The organism is Streptomyces sp. NPDC102270, from assembly GCF_044766405.1.
GTDB lineage: Bacteria > Actinomycetota > Actinomycetes > Streptomycetales > Streptomycetaceae > Streptomyces.
On sequence record NZ_JBIWLX010000008.1, the window covers coordinates 306,470 to 322,624 of the forward strand.

A 16,155-nucleotide genomic window follows, 5' to 3' on the forward strand; every position below is an offset into this window, starting at 1 on the left:
CGGCTCGGGGGCGGGAGAAGCGTACGCGGTGTACGCGCCGCCAAGCTCAGGCTGTTTTAGGGGCGGGTGTCAGGCAGAAGCCTGACGGGCCCGGTTGCGGGCGGCACGGCGCTTCATGGCGCGACGCTCGTCCTCGCTGAGACCACCCCAGACGCCGGAGTCCTGGCCGGACTCGAGCGCCCACTGCAGACACTGATCCATAACGGGGCAGCGACGGCAGACGGCCTTGGCTTCCTCGATCTGCAGCAGCGCAGGACCGGTGTTGCCGATGGGGAAGAAGAGCTCGGGGTCTTCCTCGCGGCAAACGGCGTTGTGACGCCAGTCCATGGCTGCTACCTCTCCTTGGTATTACGTGCAAGTTGCTTGTGAATGTGAACGCTTTCACGAATCCCTCAACAAGTGAAGGGCCGTCCACCGAGTCTTCCCCGGCGTGGTCCTGTGGATTGAAGAGGGGTTCCGGTGGTCTGTGGACGCCGGTGTTGCGGGCTGTCCCGACCGCCACGTAGAGACTCGCAAACCTCAGCGGCGGATACAACCCCTTCTGGAAAGTTTTTTTTGATTCCTCGGTGTCGACTAGGTCACAGCCGTACTTCCATGGGGTGGACCCTGGCCTAAACGTTCGAGTGAAAGGAGTTTAGCCTCTTCTGCTCACACAATCACACGCAGTGCACGGCGTACGCCTGTGAACGTCACGCTCGTACGCAGCCCGAGGTGGTCGCCGTCCATCTGGAGGGGTAGGGGCACCTTCGAATGCAAGGTGAACCGGTCCAGGTCGTGCAGGGACACGGCGTGCCTGCCATGGGGGCCGCGTTCGGGGGACGAAGTGAGCAACTGGGTGCCATATCGGGCGATCGCGGTCGTCGTCATACGGCTGAGACCGAGTACGTCGAGGCCTTTATCGAACGAGGCCTTAGGTGACGCGTACATCGGGTGATTGCCCAGGAAGGTCCACGGAGAGGTGTTCGAGACTATGGAAAGGACCAGATCGGTCACCGGCTCCGCATCCGGACGTTCCAAGGTGATCGTGCCGTGCCGGCGGTGCGCCTCGCCGAAGAACTGGCGCAGTGCCTGGCGGACGTAAAGAGCGTGGGTGGATTTCCTGCCGCGCTCCCGCTGCTGCTCGACCCGGCCGACCACACCGGCGTCGAATCCGAGCCCCGCGTTGAAGGTGAACCAGCGTTCCGGCACGGCCTCGTCCTCGGTGCCGGGCGTCCCCGCGGTCAGCCCCAGGCCGACGGTCCGCTCGCTGCCCTCGCGCAGGGCGTCCAGGAGGGCGCCGGTGGCCTCGACGGCGTCGTTGGGCAGACCGAGGGCGCGGGCGAAGACGTTGGTGGAGCCGCCGGGGACCACGGCGAGGCCGGGGAGGCGCTCGGGGTCGGGGCCGGCGTGCAGGAGGCCGTTGACGACCTCGTTGACGGTGCCGTCGCCGCCGAGGGCCACGACCAGGTCGATGTCCTTGCTCTCCGCCGCCTGGCGGCCCAGGTCGCGCGCGTGGCCGCGGTACTCGGTGGTGACCGCTTCCAGTTTCATCTCGCTCGCGAGCGCGTGGATCAGTACATCGCGCGTACGTGCGCTTGTGGTGGTTGCCGCCGGATTGACCACGAGAAGTGCACGCATGGGTTGCAGCGTACCTACTGGGTGGTACCGGGCACAGGTCGAGGTAGGGATCACGTAAGACTTCGGAGCGTGAACCTCGCCACGGGGGCGTGGGGCAACCCGCGCGCGGCGGTGTGCGTTGCCCGCGCCTCACTCATGGGGGCTTCCGAGGTGAGGGCTACTCTTCAGGAGTGAGCAGCGAGCAGACCCCCGCCACCCCTTCGTCCTCCGGAACCGCCGGTCCGCGCCCGCGGCGCCTGACGTACGCCGCCGCCCTGGCCGGCCTGGAAGGGCTCGCGCTCGTCGCCGGAGGCGTCTGGATGCTCGTGGAGGGTCTGGCCGGTGACCCGGACGACCGGCAGTCGGCCGTCACCGGGGGCGTCACGCTGATCGTCCTCGCACTTCTGCCGCTCCTCGCCGCGCGCGGGCTGCTCGGCCGGCGCAGCTGGAGCCGGGGCCCGGCCGTCATCACCCAGATCATGGCGCTGCCCGTCGCCTACAACCTCCTCCAGGCCGACAGCGTGGCGATCCCGGCGGGCATCGTCCTCGCGGTCGTCGCGGTGGCCGCGCTGGTCCTGTTGATCAACCCGGCCACGACCCAGGCGCTCGGGATCAGGGGACCGGGCCGGGCGCAGGACGGCAAGCAGTAGCCGTAGGGCCGGCTTCGGCGAGCGGGGCTGTTCCGCCTGAGTGCCGGTGGACCGACGTTGCCGCTGGTCCCAGGTGTGGCGACCGCGGTTGCGGGTAAGCGGCCGTAGAGACGGCAGAACTGCGGTGACGGTCCGGGGCCGGACTGAACGGTGATCGGCCCCGGTCCTGGTTCGCAGGACCGGGCTGCGGCGACGAGCTTCCCCGCCCGGCCGGCCGTGCACCGGCACGAGCTGTCGGTCCCCCTGAGCGGGCCGGTGGCCTACTCCTCCACCAGCAGCTTCTCCCGGAGCTGGGCCAGGGTGCGGGCCAGCAGGCGGGAGACGTGCATCTGGGAGATGCCGACCTCCTGCGCGATCTGCGACTGGGTCATGTTGCCGAAGAAGCGCAGGAGAAGGATGCGCTTCTCGCGCGGGGGGAGATCCTCGAGCAGCGGCTTGAGCGACTCCCGGTACTCGACGCCCTCAAGCGCCTCGTCCTCCGCGCCGAGGGTGTCCGCCACCGCCGGCGACTCGTCGTCCGTGTCGGGAACGTCCAGGGACAGCGTGGAGTACGCGTTGGCGGACTCCAGGCCCTCCAGGACCTCCTCCTCCGAGATGGCCAGCTTCTCGGCCAGCTCGTGGACCGTGGGGGAGCGGCCGTGCTGCTGGGAGAGCTCCGCCGTGGCCGTCGTCAGGGCCAGGCGCAGTTCCTGCAGGCGCCGGGGCACCCGGACCGCCCAGCCCTTGTCCCGGAAGTGGCGCTTGATCTCGCCGACGACCGTGGGGGTCGCGTAGGTCGAGAACTCCACCCCGCGGTCCGGGTCGAAGCGGTCGACCGACTTGATCAGGCCGATGGTGGCGACCTGGGTCAGGTCGTCCAGCGGCTCGCCGCGGTTGCGGAAGCGGCGCGCGAGGTGCTCGACGAGCGGCAGGTGCATCCGGACCAGCTGGTTGCGCAGCTCCGCGTACTCCGGGCTGCCGTCCTTCAGCGCGCGCAGCTCGATGAACAGGGCTCGCGCCCCGCTGCGGTCCTGTGGGTCGTGGCGCGGGACCGGCGTGTTGTTCGCGCCCGCCGCGCCGTCCTCTGCGTTTCGCTCGTGCTCGCTCATCGTCCCGCCCGTCGCCCTTCCACGAGCCCTCGCCTCCGTCGGCACCGGGAGGACCCCGTCCCGCCCTGCCGGAGGCGCACCCTGCACGGCACCCTTCCGCTCTCGCTGCCCGTCGTCCAGGAGGCCGGTCGCCGTCGTGTCGACGACGTCTTCCTCCGGATGCGGCCGGGCCTGCTCGGGGATGCCGTCGATGCCGTCCGCCATGCGGCGGGCACCGCCGGGGCCGTCGTCGCCCAGGCTGTCGGCGCCGCTCGGGCAGGGAGGACGGTGTCCGTCCTCGGCCGGCAGCTCCCGTGTGCCGCGCTCTTCGTCCCGCACCGGCCCGTCCCCGTTCCTCACGCCGGCCCGGGTCCCGCGCCGCGCTGTTTGTAGAGGCTGATCGAAACGGTCTTGTCCTCGTCCACGGCCGACGAGACCTTGCCCGCGAGGGCCGAGAGGACGGTCCAGGCGAACGTGTCCCGTGACGGTGCGTGACCGTCCGTGGTCGGGGCGGAGACGGTGACCTCCAGCGAGTCGTCGACGAGTCGGAAGACACAGCTGAGCACCGAGCCGGGCACGGCCTGCTGGAGCAGGATCGCGCAGGCCTCGTCCACCGCGATGCGCAGGTCCTCGATCTCGTCGAGGGTGAAGTCCAAACGGGCTGCGAGGCCGGCCGTGGCCGTCCGCAGCACCGACAGGTAGGCACCCGCGGCCGGCAGCCGGACTTCCACGAAGTCCTGGGTCGCGGGCTCGCCTGCGATCTGGGACACCCTCACCTCCAAGGTGGTACAAGCTTTACGGGGGCCGAGGGTCGCCCCCCGGAGTAACGCGACGTGTGGTTCAGCGGTGACGCTACCGCGCTCTCGACTTTCCTGTCCCCGGGACCCCACCCCCTTGCCGTCACTCACAGTAAAACTGTGGACACGCTCCGTGTCTAGGGGTTTGCGGCTCCAATTGGGAAGAACGCGCGCCGGGTTGACGTACCCAGACGTCAGACGGTCGAACCGTCCTGGAACCCGAAGGTCCAGGGTCACACAAGCACGTGGTCCACGAAGCACCAACGCCAGTTCTCGCCGGGTTCGTAGGTCCGCATGACCGGGTGGTCGGAGTCCTTGTGGTGCTTCGTCGCGTGTTGTCCCGGCGAGGAGTCGCAGCAGCCGACGTGACCGCAGGACAGGCACAGGCGTAGTTGTACCGGGTGGGTACCGTCCCTCAGACACTCCGGGCACGTCTCGCTGAGCGGCTCGGGCTCGGGGTGCGGCAGCGCGTCGGCGTGCGTGCACTGTTTCATGATTGCCAGGTTACGACGGCCGCGAGGGCGGCCGCGCGGAAAAAGAGGGCGGGCGCACGACGATGAGCGAGGGCGGGCGAGGGCCATGGACGTGATGCCACTGCTGTTGCTGGTGGCGGGGAGCGCGGCGATCGCCGCGGCCGCCCGGCGCACCCCGATTCCCGCGCCGCTGCTGCTGGTCGCGGCCGGCCTGCTGATCTCGTACGTTCCCGGGGTCCCCGAGTACACGCTCGACCCGGACGTCGTCCTGCCCATCATCCTGCCGCCGCTGCTGCACTCCGCGGCCACCGACAGCTCCTACCTCGACCTCAGGGCACAGATGCGGCCCGTGGCGCTGCTGTCGGTGGGATACGTGCTCTTCGCGACCTTGTTCGTCGGCTGGGCGGCGTACCAGCTCGTGCCGGGCCTCTCGCTCACCGGGGCGCTCGTGCTGGGCGCGGTGGTGGCGCCGCCGGACGCGGTCGCGGCGACGGCGGTGGCACGCCGCGTGGGGCTGCCCTCCCGGATCACCACCATCCTCCAGGGCGAGTCCCTGGTGAACGACGCCACCGCGATCACCGCCTACCGGGTCGCGCTCGCGGCCGCGATCGGCGAGGGCGCCACCTGGGCCGGCGGTATCGGTGAGTTCCTGCTCGCGGCGGTCGGCGGGGTCGTGGTCGGACTGGTGCTGATGGTGCCGATCCACTGGCTGCGCACGCACCTCAAGGAGCCGCTGCTGCAGAACACGCTCTCCCTGCTGATCCCGTTCGTCGCCTACGCGGCGGCCGAGCAGTTCCACGCGTCCGGAGTGCTCGCGGTGGTCGTCGTGGCCCTCTTCCTCGGACACCGCGCGTGGGAGGTGGACTTCGCGACGCGCCTCCAGGAGGACGCCGTCTGGAAAATGGTCGCCTTCGTCCTGGAGTCGTCGGTGTTCGCCCTCATCGGGCTGCAACTGCCCGTCGTGCTCAGGGGCCTCGGGGAGTACGAGGGCGGCCCCGCCGCCTGGTACGCCATCGCCGTCTTCCTCGTGGTCGTGGCGTCGAGGTTCGTGTGGGTCTATCCGGCCACCTTCCTGCCGCGCATCGTGTCCGCGCGGATCCGCGCGCGTGAGGACAACCCCACCTGGAAGGCGCCCTTCGTCATCGCCTGGGCCGGGATGCGGGGCGTGGTCTCGCTGGCGATCGCCTTCTCGATCCCGGAGCACCTGCACGACGGCGAGCCGTTCGAGGGCCGCAACCTGATCCTCTTCCTGACCTTCACGACGGTCATCGGCACCCTCGTCGTCCAGGGCGTCACCCTGCCCCCGCTGATCCGCATGCTCAAGCTCCCCGGCCGCGACCAGCAGGCCGAGACGCTCGCCGAGGCCAACGCCCAGGCGCAGGCCTCACGGGCCGCCGAGCGCCGCCTGGACGAACTCCTCGCCGACGAGTACAACGCCCTCCCGCCGCCCCTCGCCGACCGCCTGCGCATGGTCCTGGAGCGCCGCCGCAACGCGGTCTGGGAACGCCTCGGCCAGTCCAACCCCCTCACCGGCGAGACCGTCGACGACACCTACCGTCGGCTGTCCCGCGAGATGATCGGCGCCGAGCGTGCGGTGTTCGTGACGCTGCGGGACCACCGCTACATCGACGACGAGATGCTGCGGACACTGCTGCGCAGGCTGGACCTGGAGGAGGCCGCGGCGTACCGGGAGGCCGCCGAGTAGAGCCGGCCGGGTGGGCGTCAGGGGAAGGGACGGCCGGTGACCACGGCTGCCAGCGTCGTCCCGCGCGGGAAGGCACCCTCTTCGGTGAGGGTGACAAGTCCGTAGAGCAACTTGGCGACATAGAGACGTTCCACGGGGACACCGTGACGGTGCTCGAAGTCCTCGGCGAAGGTGTCGAGTTCGGGGGGTGTACGCGCGTAGCCGCCGAAGTGGAAGCGGTCATCGAGCGTCCAGTCGCCGCGTCGGGCGCCGAAGGCACGGCGTTGCAGAGCCTCTATGTCGGCGGGCAGGAAGCCGCCCTTGAGGACCGGGACGCCCAGGCAGCGCTGACCCGGAGCCAGCCCGGCCGCCAGGCCCGCGAGGGTGCCGCCGGTGCCGCAGGCGATCGCGACGACATCGGCCCGCCCCGCCAGCTCCTCGCCCAGTGCCCGGCATTCTCGTACGGCGAGGGGGTTGCTGCCGCCCTCCGGAACGACGTACGCGTCCGCGGCGTCCGCCGCGCGCAGCACGCGCGCGAGGATGTCTGGTTCGGTCTTGCGGCGGTACGTCGCCCGGTCGACGAAGTGCAGTCGCATGCCGTCGGCCGCGCACCGGGCGAGGGAGGGGTTCAGGGGACGGTCGGCGAGTTCCTCACCGCGGACCACCCCGACCGTGGGCAGGGCCAGCAGGCGGCCCGCGGCGGCCGTGGCGCGCAGGTGGTTGGAGTACGCGCCGCCGAAGGTGAGGAGAGTACGGCCGGCCGCCGCGGTGAGGTTCGGCGCGAGCTTGCGCCACTTGTTGCCGATCAGCTCGGGGTGGATCAAGTCGTCGCGCTTGAGGAGAAGGCGCACGCCGCGCGGGGCGAAGCGGGGGTCCGACAGCTCCTGCAGGGGCGAGGGGAGGCGGGGGCGCAGGGTGTCGAGGCCGGTCACGCCCCCATTGTGACCTGCGCGGTCAGTTCAGGCGCTCCCGGATCCGGCTCCGCATCGAGGCCATAGTGAAGCCCCGCGGATCCACCTTGCCCGGCTGCCACTCCAGGTGGCCGATGACCGACCGTTCCGTCCAGCCGTGGTGGCGGCACACCGCCGCGGAGACCCGCTCGATGGCCGTCAGCTGGGCGGCCGGCCAGGGATCCTCGCCGTCGCCGAGGTTCTCGCACTCGAAGCCGTAGAAGTGGCGGTTGCCGTCGGTGTTGGCCTCGTTGTCGACGGGGAGAGCCGTCTCCGCGATCACCGCGCGCAGGACGTCGTCGTCGCCGAGACCGGCGTGGTTGGCGCGGCCGTAGCCGACGAGATGGACGGTGCCGTTCTTGGTGATGACGCCGTGGCACAGTGGCCCCGGCAGGTCGGTGTAGCCCTTGCGGCACAGTTCCACCGTCGCCGCGCTGCCCTTGGTCACCGTGTGGTGGATCATCACGCCGTGCACCGGTCCCCAGGCGCCGACGTGGTTGCGGTTGTGGTGCTCCCAGTCGCCGACCTCGACGACGGTGGCGCCCTCCGCCCGCAGGACGGCCAGGAATCTGCCCGCGGACATGGGTGAGGCCATGGCTGCCTCCTTCGCGCTGCGTGCCGGCCGCCGAGCGCGACCGGTCCTCCTGGTGCTTGTACCGAAAGCGGCGGCCTCCGACTCCTGGACCGCACAGCGTGCGAGCTGATTCGGACAGTCAAATTCCGCTCGCGAAAATGGAATTGACTGGACGTCAGGGGATAGGAACCGCGCATATGCCCAACCTCGCGGTGATCCATTCCCGCTCTTTCGGGTAATAGCACCGGCACGCTCCGTGAGGAAGGCTTGCTCCTGCACATCGATGCCCGGGCGTACATCGCGTCGGGGCATGTACCGGGAGGGCAATTCCTTATGTCGGTAGGCGAAGAGGTCCGCACCGAGCAGGACCGGCCGCAGCAGAGCCTCGGCACAGCGGCCGCGCGGAACCTGGCCACCACCACCAAGTCCGCACCCCAGATGCAGGAGATCAGCTCGCGCTGGCTGCTGCGCATGCTGCCCTGGGTGAACGTACAGGGCGGTACGTACCGGGTGAACCGACGCCTGAGCTACGCTGTGGGCGACGGCCGGGTGACCTTTGTGAAGACCGGGGACCGCGTCGAGGTGATCCCCGACGAGCTGCGCGAGCTGCCGGCGCTCAGGTCGTACGAGGACGACGAGGTGCTTTCCGAGCTCGCCCAGCGCTGCGAACAGCGGGAGTTCACCCAGGGCTCGGTGATCGCCTCGTTCGGCGCCCAGGCCGACGAGGTGTATCTGCTGGCCCACGGCAGGGTGGAGAAGGTCGGCACCGGCCCCTACGGCGACGACGCGGTGCTCGGAGTCCTCGCCGACGGCGCCTACTTCGGCGATCAGGCGCTCCTCGACCCGGACGCCATCTGGGAGTACACCGCCCGCGCGGCCACCGTCTGCACGGTCCTCGTACTGCGCCGCCACGACGTCGACCAGGTGGCGGAGCGCTCCGAAGCCCTGCGCGAGCACCTGCAGGAACAGCGCGCGATCCCCTCGCAGCGCACCAACAAGTACGGCGAGAAGGAGATCGACCTCGCGGCGGGCCACGAGGGCGAGCCCGACATCCCGCACACCTTCGTCGACTACGACGCCCGGCCCCGCGAGTACGAACTCAGCATCGCCCAGACCGTCCTGCGCATCCACACGCGCGTGGCCGACCTCTACAACCAGCCGATGAACCAGACGGAACAGCAGATCCGGCTGACCGTCGAGGCGCTCAAGGAGCGCCAGGAGCACGAGCTCGTCAACAACCGTGAGTTCGGGCTGCTGAACAACTGCGAGTACGACCAGCGGCTCCAGCCGCACGACGGCGTGCCCAGCCCCGACGACCTCGACGAACTGCTCAGCCGCCGCCGGGGCACCAAGCTGCTGCTCGCCCACCCGCGCGCGATCTCCGCGATCGGCCGTGAACTCAACAAGCGCGGACTGGTCCCCGAGACCATCGACGTGGGCGGCAACCGCATCCCCACCTGGCGCGGGGTGCCGATCTACCCGTGCAACAAGATCCCGGTCACTCCGGAGCGGACCACGTCGATCATCGCCATGCGTACCGGTGAGGCCGACCAGGGCGTCATCGGCCTCCAGCAGGCCGGGATCCCGGACGAGATCGAGCCGAGCCTGTCGGTGCGGTTCATGGGCATCAACGAACAGTCGATCATCAAGTACCTGGTGACGGCCTACTACTCGGCGGCCGTACTGGTGCCGGACGCGCTCGGGGTCCTGGAGAACGTCGAGATCGGCCGCTGGAGGTGACGTTCCTGCGCCCGGGAGCCGTGTCCCCGCCCACCTCGGCGGGTACACCCCGGTCGGTCACCGGGGTGGAGACACCTCGCAGGAGCGCGCCCGCCCACAGCGGAAGCACCACCGTCCGCGGCCTGACCGAGGGGGGTTCCATGGCCGAGTTCACGACGGGTACACAGGCGGTGGCGACGGAGGAGGCGGAGGGGCGGGCGCCGGGCAGCGGAAGGATGGAGGCTCGGACCGCCGGGGGGACGGAGGATCGGACCGTCGGGGGGACGGGGGCACGGGCCGTCGGGAGAGCGGAGGTGCGGGCGTCGGCCACCGGGGGGACGGCGGCGCCCGCCACCGGGTGGACCGGCGTGGGAGCACCGGCCGGGGAGACGCGCCCGCTCCACGGCCCCGGCGACCCACCCAAGCCGCATCCGCTCGATGGGCACGAGGCCGGGGTGATTCTGGAGCGGGCCCGGGCGTCGGTCGACCCCGCGTTGCGGTCCGCGCTGGAGTCGTTGCCCGGTTCCCTGCGCAGGGTCGGGCTCTACCACTTCGGCTGGGAGCACGCCGACGGCACTCCCGCGGCGGGCAACACGGGCAAGGCGATACGGCCCGCACTCGTGCTCACGGCGGCCGCCGCTCTCGGTGGGGACCGGGCGCGGGCGGCAGCCGTCCGGGCGGCCGTGGCGGTGGAGCTGATCCACAACTTCACGCTGCTGCACGACGACGTGATGGACCGCGACACCACCCGCCGACACCGCCCCACCGCGTGGACCGTGTTCGGCGACGCCGCCGCGATCCTGGCCGGGGACGCCCTCCAGGCGCTGGCGTTGCGGCTGCTGGCCGAGGACCCGCACCCCGCGGCGGGAGCGGCCGCGGCCCGGCTCGCGGACTGTGTCGTCGAGCTGTGCGAGGGCCAGTACGAGGACACCGCCATGCAGGAGCTCGGTCCCGGCGAGGTCACCCTCGACCAGGTGCTCGTGATGGCCGAGGCCAAGACGGGCGCGTTGCTGGGGTGTGCCTGTGCGCTCGGCGCGCTGTACGCGGGCGCGTCCGCCGAGGACGTCGGGGCGATGGACGCGTTCGGCCGGGAGGCGGGGCTCGCCTTCCAGCTCATCGACGACGTGATCGGCATATGGGGCGACCCGAGCCGCACCGGCAAACCGGCCGGCGCGGACCTCGCCGCCCGCAAGAAGTCCCTCCCGGTGGTGGCCGCGCTCACCTCGGGCACGGCCGCGGCCGCGGAACTGGCCGAGCTGTACGCGGCGCCGTACTCCGGTCAGGACCTGGCGCGTACGGCCCTCGCGGTCGAGGAGGCGGGCGGTCGCGACTGGGCGCAGGCGCAGGCGGCCGACCGGATGGCCCGGGCGATGGGGCAGCTGGCCCGTGCGGTGCCCGATCCGGAGGCGGCGGGCGGACTGCTCTCCCTCGCGGAGTTCGTGACCCGGCGCAGCGCCTGAGGACTCCGGGGCGTCCGGCACCGCGCGGTCCTGAGGGTCCCGCACATCCCCACGGTGTGCGGGGCCCGTTCGGCATGCTCACCGGATAGTCTCAACACCCTTGTGACCAACGGTGGTTGAGTTGAAGGGGTGGGCCATGGGCGTGGCGATACGGACGGCCGACGGAAGCGAGCGCGAACGGGTGACGTGGCTGCTGGACTCGGCTTTCCAGGACGATCCGGTCAGCGGGTGGATCTTTCCGGAGGAGCAAGACCGCCGTGCGACGCATCCCCGGTTGATGGCCGCGTTCGTGGACATCGTGTTGGCGGAGGGGCGGGTGGAGGTCACGGAGGACGGGAGCGCGTGCGCGTTGTGGCTGCCCGTCCCGGCGGACGGGGGTGACGAGCATGACGGCGAGGACGAGTTCGCCGCGCTGCGGGAGGCTCTCGACCCGGACAACGAGCGCATCGAGCTGATCGGGCGGCTCACGGCCGAGGTGCATCCGTCCGGGCGGGCCCATGAGTACCTGTGGATGATCGGCGTGGCTCCCGGACGGCAGGGGGAGGGGCTCGGGACCGCGCTCATCGGGTCGGTTCTGGAGCGGTGTGACCGGGAGGGGCTGCCGGCGTACCTGGAGGCGAGCAGTGCGCGGAGCCGCGGGTTGTACGAGCGGCTCGGGTTCGAGCTGGTGGAGCGGCCGCTCGAGCTGCCTGACGGACCCCGGATGTGGCCGATGTGGCGCGAACCGCGCGCTTCACGGTAGTGCGGGAGGAGGCTTCCAGGGGCTGAGGCCGCGTGAGCGCCGATCGCGCCCACGCGGTGGTAGCCGCAGATCCAATGCGGCCCCAGCGCCCTCTGGCCGGGGCGGCGGGATGGCGGGCAGTTCTCCGCGCCCTCTTGCCGGGAGCCGGGATGCCGGGATGCCTGGGCTGCTCCCCGCGCGCCCTGACCGGGTCATCGGAACGACCGGGCAGCTCCCCGGTCCCCTCATTCCGGTCCCCGGTCCCCGTCCCCGGCCCCGCACCCCGCCCGGCCCCCAGCCGAAAGACACAGAGGCCGACAGTGGCAGGCACCGGCGCCCCCCTCGTCCTACCCTGAAGGCATGGGCAGCGACGAACGCGTCTGTCCCGTTTGCGGACAGCCGGTCGAGACAGTCGTACGGCGTCACAAGACGCTCGGTGCGTGGGTCCCCGTGTGGACGGGCGGCCCGTGCCACAACGCCGAGTGCGAGGCGAGCGCCGAACGGGCCGCCGAGTCCGACGAGGACCACGGCGGCGCACCCGCGGGAAAAAGTTCCTGAACCCGTGTCGAGAATCCGTCCCCGGCTCCGACGTCCCCGGTGAGAGCCGCCACCATCGGGTGGCCGGGCCGACCGAAGCCGAAGGAGCGGAATCATGAAGTACCTGGTCATGGTGCAGGGAACACAGGCCGAATACGAGGCCATGCGCGGCAAGGGCTCCGAGCACTCCCCGGTCTGGAGCGAGCAGGAGATCCAGACGATGTACGCCTTCATGAGCGCCATCAACGACGACCTGTCCGAGACCGGCGAGATGCTCGACGCCCAGGGCCTCGCCGAGCCCGCGAAGGTCAGGCACGTCAGCCGGGGCGCGGACGGCAAGGCCGTGATCACCGACGGGCCCTACAGCGAGACCAAGGAGCTGCTGTGCGGCTACTGGGTCCTGGAGTGCGAGAGCCTGGAGCGCGTCACGGAGATCGCCGAGCGCATCGCCCAGTGCCCCCAGCCCGCCGGCGCCCCCGAGTACCCGGTGGTGATCCGGCCCATCCTGGACGGCGCCGGGGACATCTGAGGACCGTGCGGCCGACGAGCGAGACCGAGGATCTGCTGCGCCTGCACGCGCCGCAGGTCCTCGGCGCGCTGGTCAGGCGGTACGGCCATTTCGACGCCGCCGAGGACGCCGTACAGGAGGCACTGCTAGCCGCGGCCGGGCAGTGGCCGGCCTCGGGGGTGCCGGGCAATCCGCGCGGGTGGCTCATCAAGGTGGCCTCGCGGCGGCTGACCGACACCCTGCGCGCGGAGGAGGCGCGGCGGGCCCGGGAGGAGCGGCTCGCGGCGCTCAGCGTGCGCGGCACGGCCGTCACGGACCGGGCGCCGCGCGCGGACGACACCTTGTCCCTGCTGTTCCTTTGCTGCCATCCGCAGCTCACCCCCGCCGCGCAGATCGCGCTCACCCTGCGCGCGGTCGGCGGTCTGACCACGGCGGAGATCGCCCGGGCGTATCTCGTCCCCGAGGCGACCATGGCCCAGCGGATCAGCCGGGCCAAGCAGAAGGTGCGGGGCGTCGGCTTCGGGCGGCCCGACCACTGGGAGGAACGGCTGCCCGCCGTCCTGCACACCCTCTACCTGATCTTCAACGAGGGCCATACGGCGACCTCCGGACCGGCCCTGCAGCGGCGCGACCTCGCCGGCGAGGCGATCCGCCTGACCCGCACGGTCCACCGGCTCCTCCCCGGGGACTGCGAGATCGCCGGCCTGCTCGCCCTGATGCTCCTCACCGACGCCCGCCGCGAGGCCCGCACCGGCCCGGACGGCGACCTGGTCCCCCTCGACGAACAGGACCGCACCCGCTGGGACAAGGCCGCGATCGAGAAGGGCGTCGCGCTGGTCACCCGGGCGCTGGCCCGCCGCCGTGCCGGGCCCTACCAGATCCGCGCGGCCATCGCCGCCGTACACGACGAGGCGCCCTCGCCGGAGGCGACCGACTGGCGGGAGATCCTGGGGCTCTACGACGTTCTCGTACGGCTCGTGCCGGGGCCCGTGGAGCGGCTGAACCGGGCCGTCGCGGTCGCGATGGTGCGCGGCCCGGAGGCGGGGCTCGCGGAACTCGAACGCCTCCACGACGAGTTGGGGCACCGGCTGGACGCGGTGCGCGCGCATCTGCTGGAGCGGGCCGGTTCGCACGAGGCGGCGCGTGCCGCGTACGAGTCGGCGGCGGCGAAGACCCTGAGCCTGCCCGAGCAGCGCTACTTGCAGGGGCGGGCGGCCCGGCTGAGGCCTTAACGTGACGGCATGTCCCCAACGAACCCCATCGTGCACCTGACCGAACGCTCCCTCTGGGAGGAGGCCCGGGCCCGGGGCACGTACGAGATCTCCACGCGCGGTCGCACCCTCCAGGAGGAGGGGTTCATCCACTGCTCGACGCGCGAGCAGCTTCCGGCCACGGCCGCGCGGTTCTTCGCCGGTGTGCCCGATCTCGTGCTCCTCGTCATCGACCCCGCCCGGCTCGACGTACCGCTGAAGTACGAGGCCCCCGAGCCCGGCGCCGAGGAGTTCCCGCACGTCTACGGGCCGATCCCGGTGGACGCGGTCGTCGACGTGGAGCCGTGGGGGTGAGCGGTCGCCGTCGCTGTTGGCGCTGGGCCCTGCTGGTGTGGGCGGCTCTCGTGGTCGTCGCGGGCGGGCTCACGCTCTGGCTGCGGGACTCGACGGAGCCGACGGGGCCGTACGTATGGCAGGAAGCGAGTCCCACCCCCTCGCTTCCGCAAGGGTGGGAGACGGCGTGCTCCCGCTCCACGCCCGACGCGCAGGGCCGGACCCTCTGCTTCCTCAGGACCCGCTAGGCAGCCCGCCGGTCTCCGGGTCCCGGCCCGTCAGGCAGTAGGTGCCGCCTGCCGGGTCCCTCATCACCGTCCAGTGCCTGCCCTCGGCGACGAACTCGGCGCCCAGGCGCTCGTGTTCCGCCCGCGTCGCCCCGATGTCCGCGCAGGCCAGGTCCAGATGGGCGGCGGCGGGACGCTCCTCGTCGAGGCGCTGGAGGAGGATACGGACCGGGAGGCCGGCCGGCGGCTTGAGCACATGGAACTCGGGGAGCGAGCCGGACACCGACTCCCAGTCGGGCAACAGGGCGGCCCAGAAGGCGACTTCGGCGTCGTGGAGGGAGGGCGGGGTGTCCAGGCACACCTGGTCGAGACGGGTGCCGTGGACCACCGGCGGGCGGACGAAATCGCCGTTCCCCCAAGGCCCGATGCAGAACAACTGCCCCGCGGGCGAGCGCAGCACCGCCCAGTGCGCATGCTCGGTGACGAGCCCTGCCCCAAGGCGGAGCGCCGATTCGACGAAGCCCGGCACGTTCTCCACGGCGAAGTCCAGGTGTGAGCCACCCTCGCCCGAGACCACACCCTGCACCTTCACACAGGCCTCGGCGTCCTCCGGCAGCAGGGTCACGAACTCCCGCCGTTCACCCCTGAGTTCGGACAACCGGGTGTTCGTGACCGCTGCCCAGAACTCGCAAGCCGGGCCGAACTGCTCAAACGGCCGGTCGATGAAGGCGTGGGTCCACAGGATGGGTTGGCTCATGTCGGCGATCGTAGGTCAGCGCGCCTCCATGAACCGCAGCATGTTCCCCGCCGGATCCCTGAACGCACAGTCCCGCACCCCGTACGGCATGTCCGTCGGTTCCTGGATCACCTCCGCGCCCGACTCCCGTACCCGGGCGAACAACGCGTCACAGTCGGTGGTGGTGAAGTTGACGCCCCGCAGCAACCCCTTGGCCAGCAGCCGTGCCATCGCCTCCTTGTCCGCGGGCGACGCGTCCGGATCCGCGGCGGGCGGCTCCAGGACGATGTCCACGTCCGGCTGGAGCGACGAGCCGACCGTCACCCAGCGCATGCCCTCGTACCCGACGTCGCCCCGCACCTCCAGGCCGAGGACGTCCCGGTAGAACGCGATCGCCTTGTCGTGGTCGTCGACGGCGATGAAGCAGTTCTTGAGTGTGATGTCCATGGATTCACGTTAGGCCCGCCGGGGCCGGGTGTGCCTGCGGACCACACATGGCGGGATCCCGGCGACCTCCTCGTGGGAGCGGGCGCGATAGGCGCTCGGCGTCTCCCCCACCAGCTCCGTGAAGCGCGAGCTGAAGGAGCCGAGGGAGGTACACCCCACGGCCATGCAGACCTCGGTGACGGACAGGTCGCCCCGTCGCAGCAGCGCCTTCGCGCGCTCGATGCGCCGGGTCATGAGATAGCCGTACGGCGTCTCACCGAACTCCGCGCGGAAGCTGCGCTGGAAGTGGCCCGGTGACATCAGCGCGGTGCGGGCGAGCGCGGTCACGTCGAGCGGCTCGGTGTACTCACGGTCCATCCGGTCCCGCGCCTGCCGCAGCCGCACCAGATCCTCGATGCTCACCATCACGCCAGCATCGCACGACGCACAGAAGGAGGGACCGCGCCTGAGTACCCGTACTCAGGC

20 protein-coding genes are annotated in these 16,155 nt (G+C 71.2%); 10 read left to right on the forward strand and 10 right to left on the reverse strand.

The window, feature by feature from the left end; genetic code table 11:
* Nucleotides 1-69: 69 nt before the first annotated feature.
* Both ACIRP7_RS18775 and ACIRP7_RS18780 read right to left on the reverse strand, forming a co-directional pair.
* On the reverse strand, nt 70-327 hold the full coding sequence (locus ACIRP7_RS18775) for a WhiB family transcriptional regulator (protein WP_006142322.1): 258 nt from the start codon (nt 325-327) through the stop codon (nt 70-72).
* A gap of 321 nt (nt 328-648) precedes the next feature.
* Nucleotides 649-1,617, reverse strand: a complete 969-nt coding sequence (locus ACIRP7_RS18780; protein WP_403660295.1) for a diacylglycerol/lipid kinase family protein — start codon at nt 1,615-1,617, stop codon at nt 649-651.
* Nucleotides 1,618-1,787: 170 nt separating this feature from the next.
* On the opposite strand from ACIRP7_RS18780, the gene ACIRP7_RS18785 reads away from it, so the two are divergent.
* The gene (locus tag ACIRP7_RS18785; RefSeq protein ID WP_403660298.1) at nt 1,788-2,246 is read left to right on the forward strand and encodes a hypothetical protein; all 459 of its coding nucleotides are present in this window, start codon (nt 1,788-1,790) and stop codon (nt 2,244-2,246) included.
* A 260-nt stretch (nt 2,247-2,506) separates the two neighbouring features.
* Here the strand turns inward: ACIRP7_RS18785 and ACIRP7_RS18790 are convergent, their stop codons facing one another.
* From ACIRP7_RS18790 to ACIRP7_RS18800, 3 genes are all read right to left on the reverse strand, one after another.
* Nucleotides 2,507-3,652 (reverse strand): RNA polymerase sigma factor SigF, encoded by a 1,146-nt coding sequence (locus tag ACIRP7_RS18790; RefSeq protein WP_403660300.1) that lies wholly within the window; start codon nt 3,650-3,652, stop codon nt 2,507-2,509.
* A 17-nt stretch (nt 3,653-3,669) separates the two neighbouring features.
* Entirely contained in the window at nt 3,670-4,083 is a 414-nt protein-coding gene (locus ACIRP7_RS18795) for an anti-sigma regulatory factor (RefSeq protein WP_004925829.1), read from the reverse strand.
* Between the two features lie 260 nt (nt 4,084-4,343).
* Nucleotides 4,344-4,604: a UBP-type zinc finger domain-containing protein gene (locus ACIRP7_RS18800; protein WP_352390227.1), complete on the reverse strand. Its 261-nt coding sequence runs from the start codon at nt 4,602-4,604 to the stop codon at nt 4,344-4,346.
* Nucleotides 4,605-4,689: 85 nt separating this feature from the next.
* On the opposite strand from ACIRP7_RS18800, the gene ACIRP7_RS18805 reads away from it, so the two are divergent.
* Complete coding sequence (locus ACIRP7_RS18805; RefSeq protein WP_403660305.1) at nt 4,690-6,288, forward strand: Na+/H+ antiporter; 1,599 nt, start codon at nt 4,690-4,692, stop codon at nt 6,286-6,288.
* A gap of 17 nt (nt 6,289-6,305) precedes the next feature.
* Here the strand turns inward: ACIRP7_RS18805 and ACIRP7_RS18810 are convergent, their stop codons facing one another.
* The gene (locus ACIRP7_RS18810; protein WP_403660308.1) at nt 6,306-7,199 is read right to left on the reverse strand and encodes a 1-aminocyclopropane-1-carboxylate deaminase/D-cysteine desulfhydrase; all 894 of its coding nucleotides are present in this window, start codon (nt 7,197-7,199) and stop codon (nt 6,306-6,308) included.
* A gap of 22 nt (nt 7,200-7,221) precedes the next feature.
* Nucleotides 7,222-7,812 (reverse strand): N-acetylmuramoyl-L-alanine amidase, encoded by a 591-nt coding sequence (locus ACIRP7_RS18815; RefSeq protein WP_403660311.1) that lies wholly within the window; start codon nt 7,810-7,812, stop codon nt 7,222-7,224.
* Nucleotides 7,813-8,124: 312 nt separating this feature from the next.
* Between ACIRP7_RS18815 and ACIRP7_RS18820 the strand changes: the two genes are divergently transcribed.
* The 8 genes from ACIRP7_RS18820 to ACIRP7_RS18855 all read left to right on the forward strand — a co-directional run bounded on the left by ACIRP7_RS18820 (nt 8,125) and on the right by ACIRP7_RS18855 (nt 14,528).
* The gene (locus ACIRP7_RS18820; RefSeq protein ID WP_403660314.1) at nt 8,125-9,531 is read left to right on the forward strand and encodes a family 2B encapsulin nanocompartment shell protein; all 1,407 of its coding nucleotides are present in this window, start codon (nt 8,125-8,127) and stop codon (nt 9,529-9,531) included.
* Between the two features lie 140 nt (nt 9,532-9,671).
* Entirely contained in the window at nt 9,672-10,970 is a 1,299-nt protein-coding gene (locus ACIRP7_RS18825; protein ID WP_403660317.1) for a family 2 encapsulin nanocompartment cargo protein polyprenyl transferase, read from the forward strand.
* A 136-nt stretch (nt 10,971-11,106) separates the two neighbouring features.
* Nucleotides 11,107-11,712, forward strand: a complete 606-nt coding sequence (locus ACIRP7_RS18830) for a GNAT family N-acetyltransferase (protein ID WP_403660320.1) — start codon at nt 11,107-11,109, stop codon at nt 11,710-11,712.
* A gap of 339 nt (nt 11,713-12,051) precedes the next feature.
* On the forward strand, nt 12,052-12,249 hold the full coding sequence (locus ACIRP7_RS18835; RefSeq protein ID WP_403660323.1) for a hypothetical protein: 198 nt from the start codon (nt 12,052-12,054) through the stop codon (nt 12,247-12,249).
* 94 nt (nt 12,250-12,343) lie between these two features.
* On the forward strand, nt 12,344-12,757 hold the full coding sequence (locus ACIRP7_RS18840) for a YciI family protein (RefSeq protein ID WP_403660326.1): 414 nt from the start codon (nt 12,344-12,346) through the stop codon (nt 12,755-12,757).
* A 5-nt stretch (nt 12,758-12,762) separates the two neighbouring features.
* On the forward strand, nt 12,763-13,968 hold the full coding sequence (locus tag ACIRP7_RS18845) for an RNA polymerase sigma factor (protein WP_403660329.1): 1,206 nt from the start codon (nt 12,763-12,765) through the stop codon (nt 13,966-13,968).
* 9 nt (nt 13,969-13,977) lie between these two features.
* The gene (locus ACIRP7_RS18850) at nt 13,978-14,301 is read left to right on the forward strand and encodes a DUF952 domain-containing protein (protein ID WP_403660332.1); all 324 of its coding nucleotides are present in this window, start codon (nt 13,978-13,980) and stop codon (nt 14,299-14,301) included.
* Nucleotides 14,298-14,528 carry a hypothetical protein gene (locus ACIRP7_RS18855; protein WP_403660335.1) on the forward strand — a complete coding sequence of 77 codons (231 nt, stop codon included), beginning with the start codon at nt 14,298-14,300 and terminating at the stop codon, nt 14,526-14,528. Before ACIRP7_RS18850 ends, ACIRP7_RS18855 begins: the two co-directional genes overlap by 4 nt.
* Here ACIRP7_RS18855 and ACIRP7_RS18860 read toward each other — a convergent pair.
* From ACIRP7_RS18860 to ACIRP7_RS18870, 3 genes are read right to left on the reverse strand one after another with little or no spacing between them, the layout of a single operon-like run.
* Complete coding sequence (locus tag ACIRP7_RS18860; protein ID WP_403660338.1) at nt 14,515-15,264, reverse strand: VOC family protein; 750 nt, start codon at nt 15,262-15,264, stop codon at nt 14,515-14,517. The genes ACIRP7_RS18855 and ACIRP7_RS18860 overlap by 14 nt on opposite strands.
* A 15-nt stretch (nt 15,265-15,279) precedes the next feature.
* Entirely contained in the window at nt 15,280-15,690 is a 411-nt protein-coding gene (locus tag ACIRP7_RS18865; protein ID WP_403660341.1) for a VOC family protein, read from the reverse strand.
* Nucleotides 15,691-15,699: 9 nt separating this feature from the next.
* Entirely contained in the window at nt 15,700-16,095 is a 396-nt protein-coding gene (locus ACIRP7_RS18870) for a helix-turn-helix transcriptional regulator (protein ID WP_403660344.1), read from the reverse strand.
* Nucleotides 16,096-16,155: the final 60 nt, after the last annotated feature.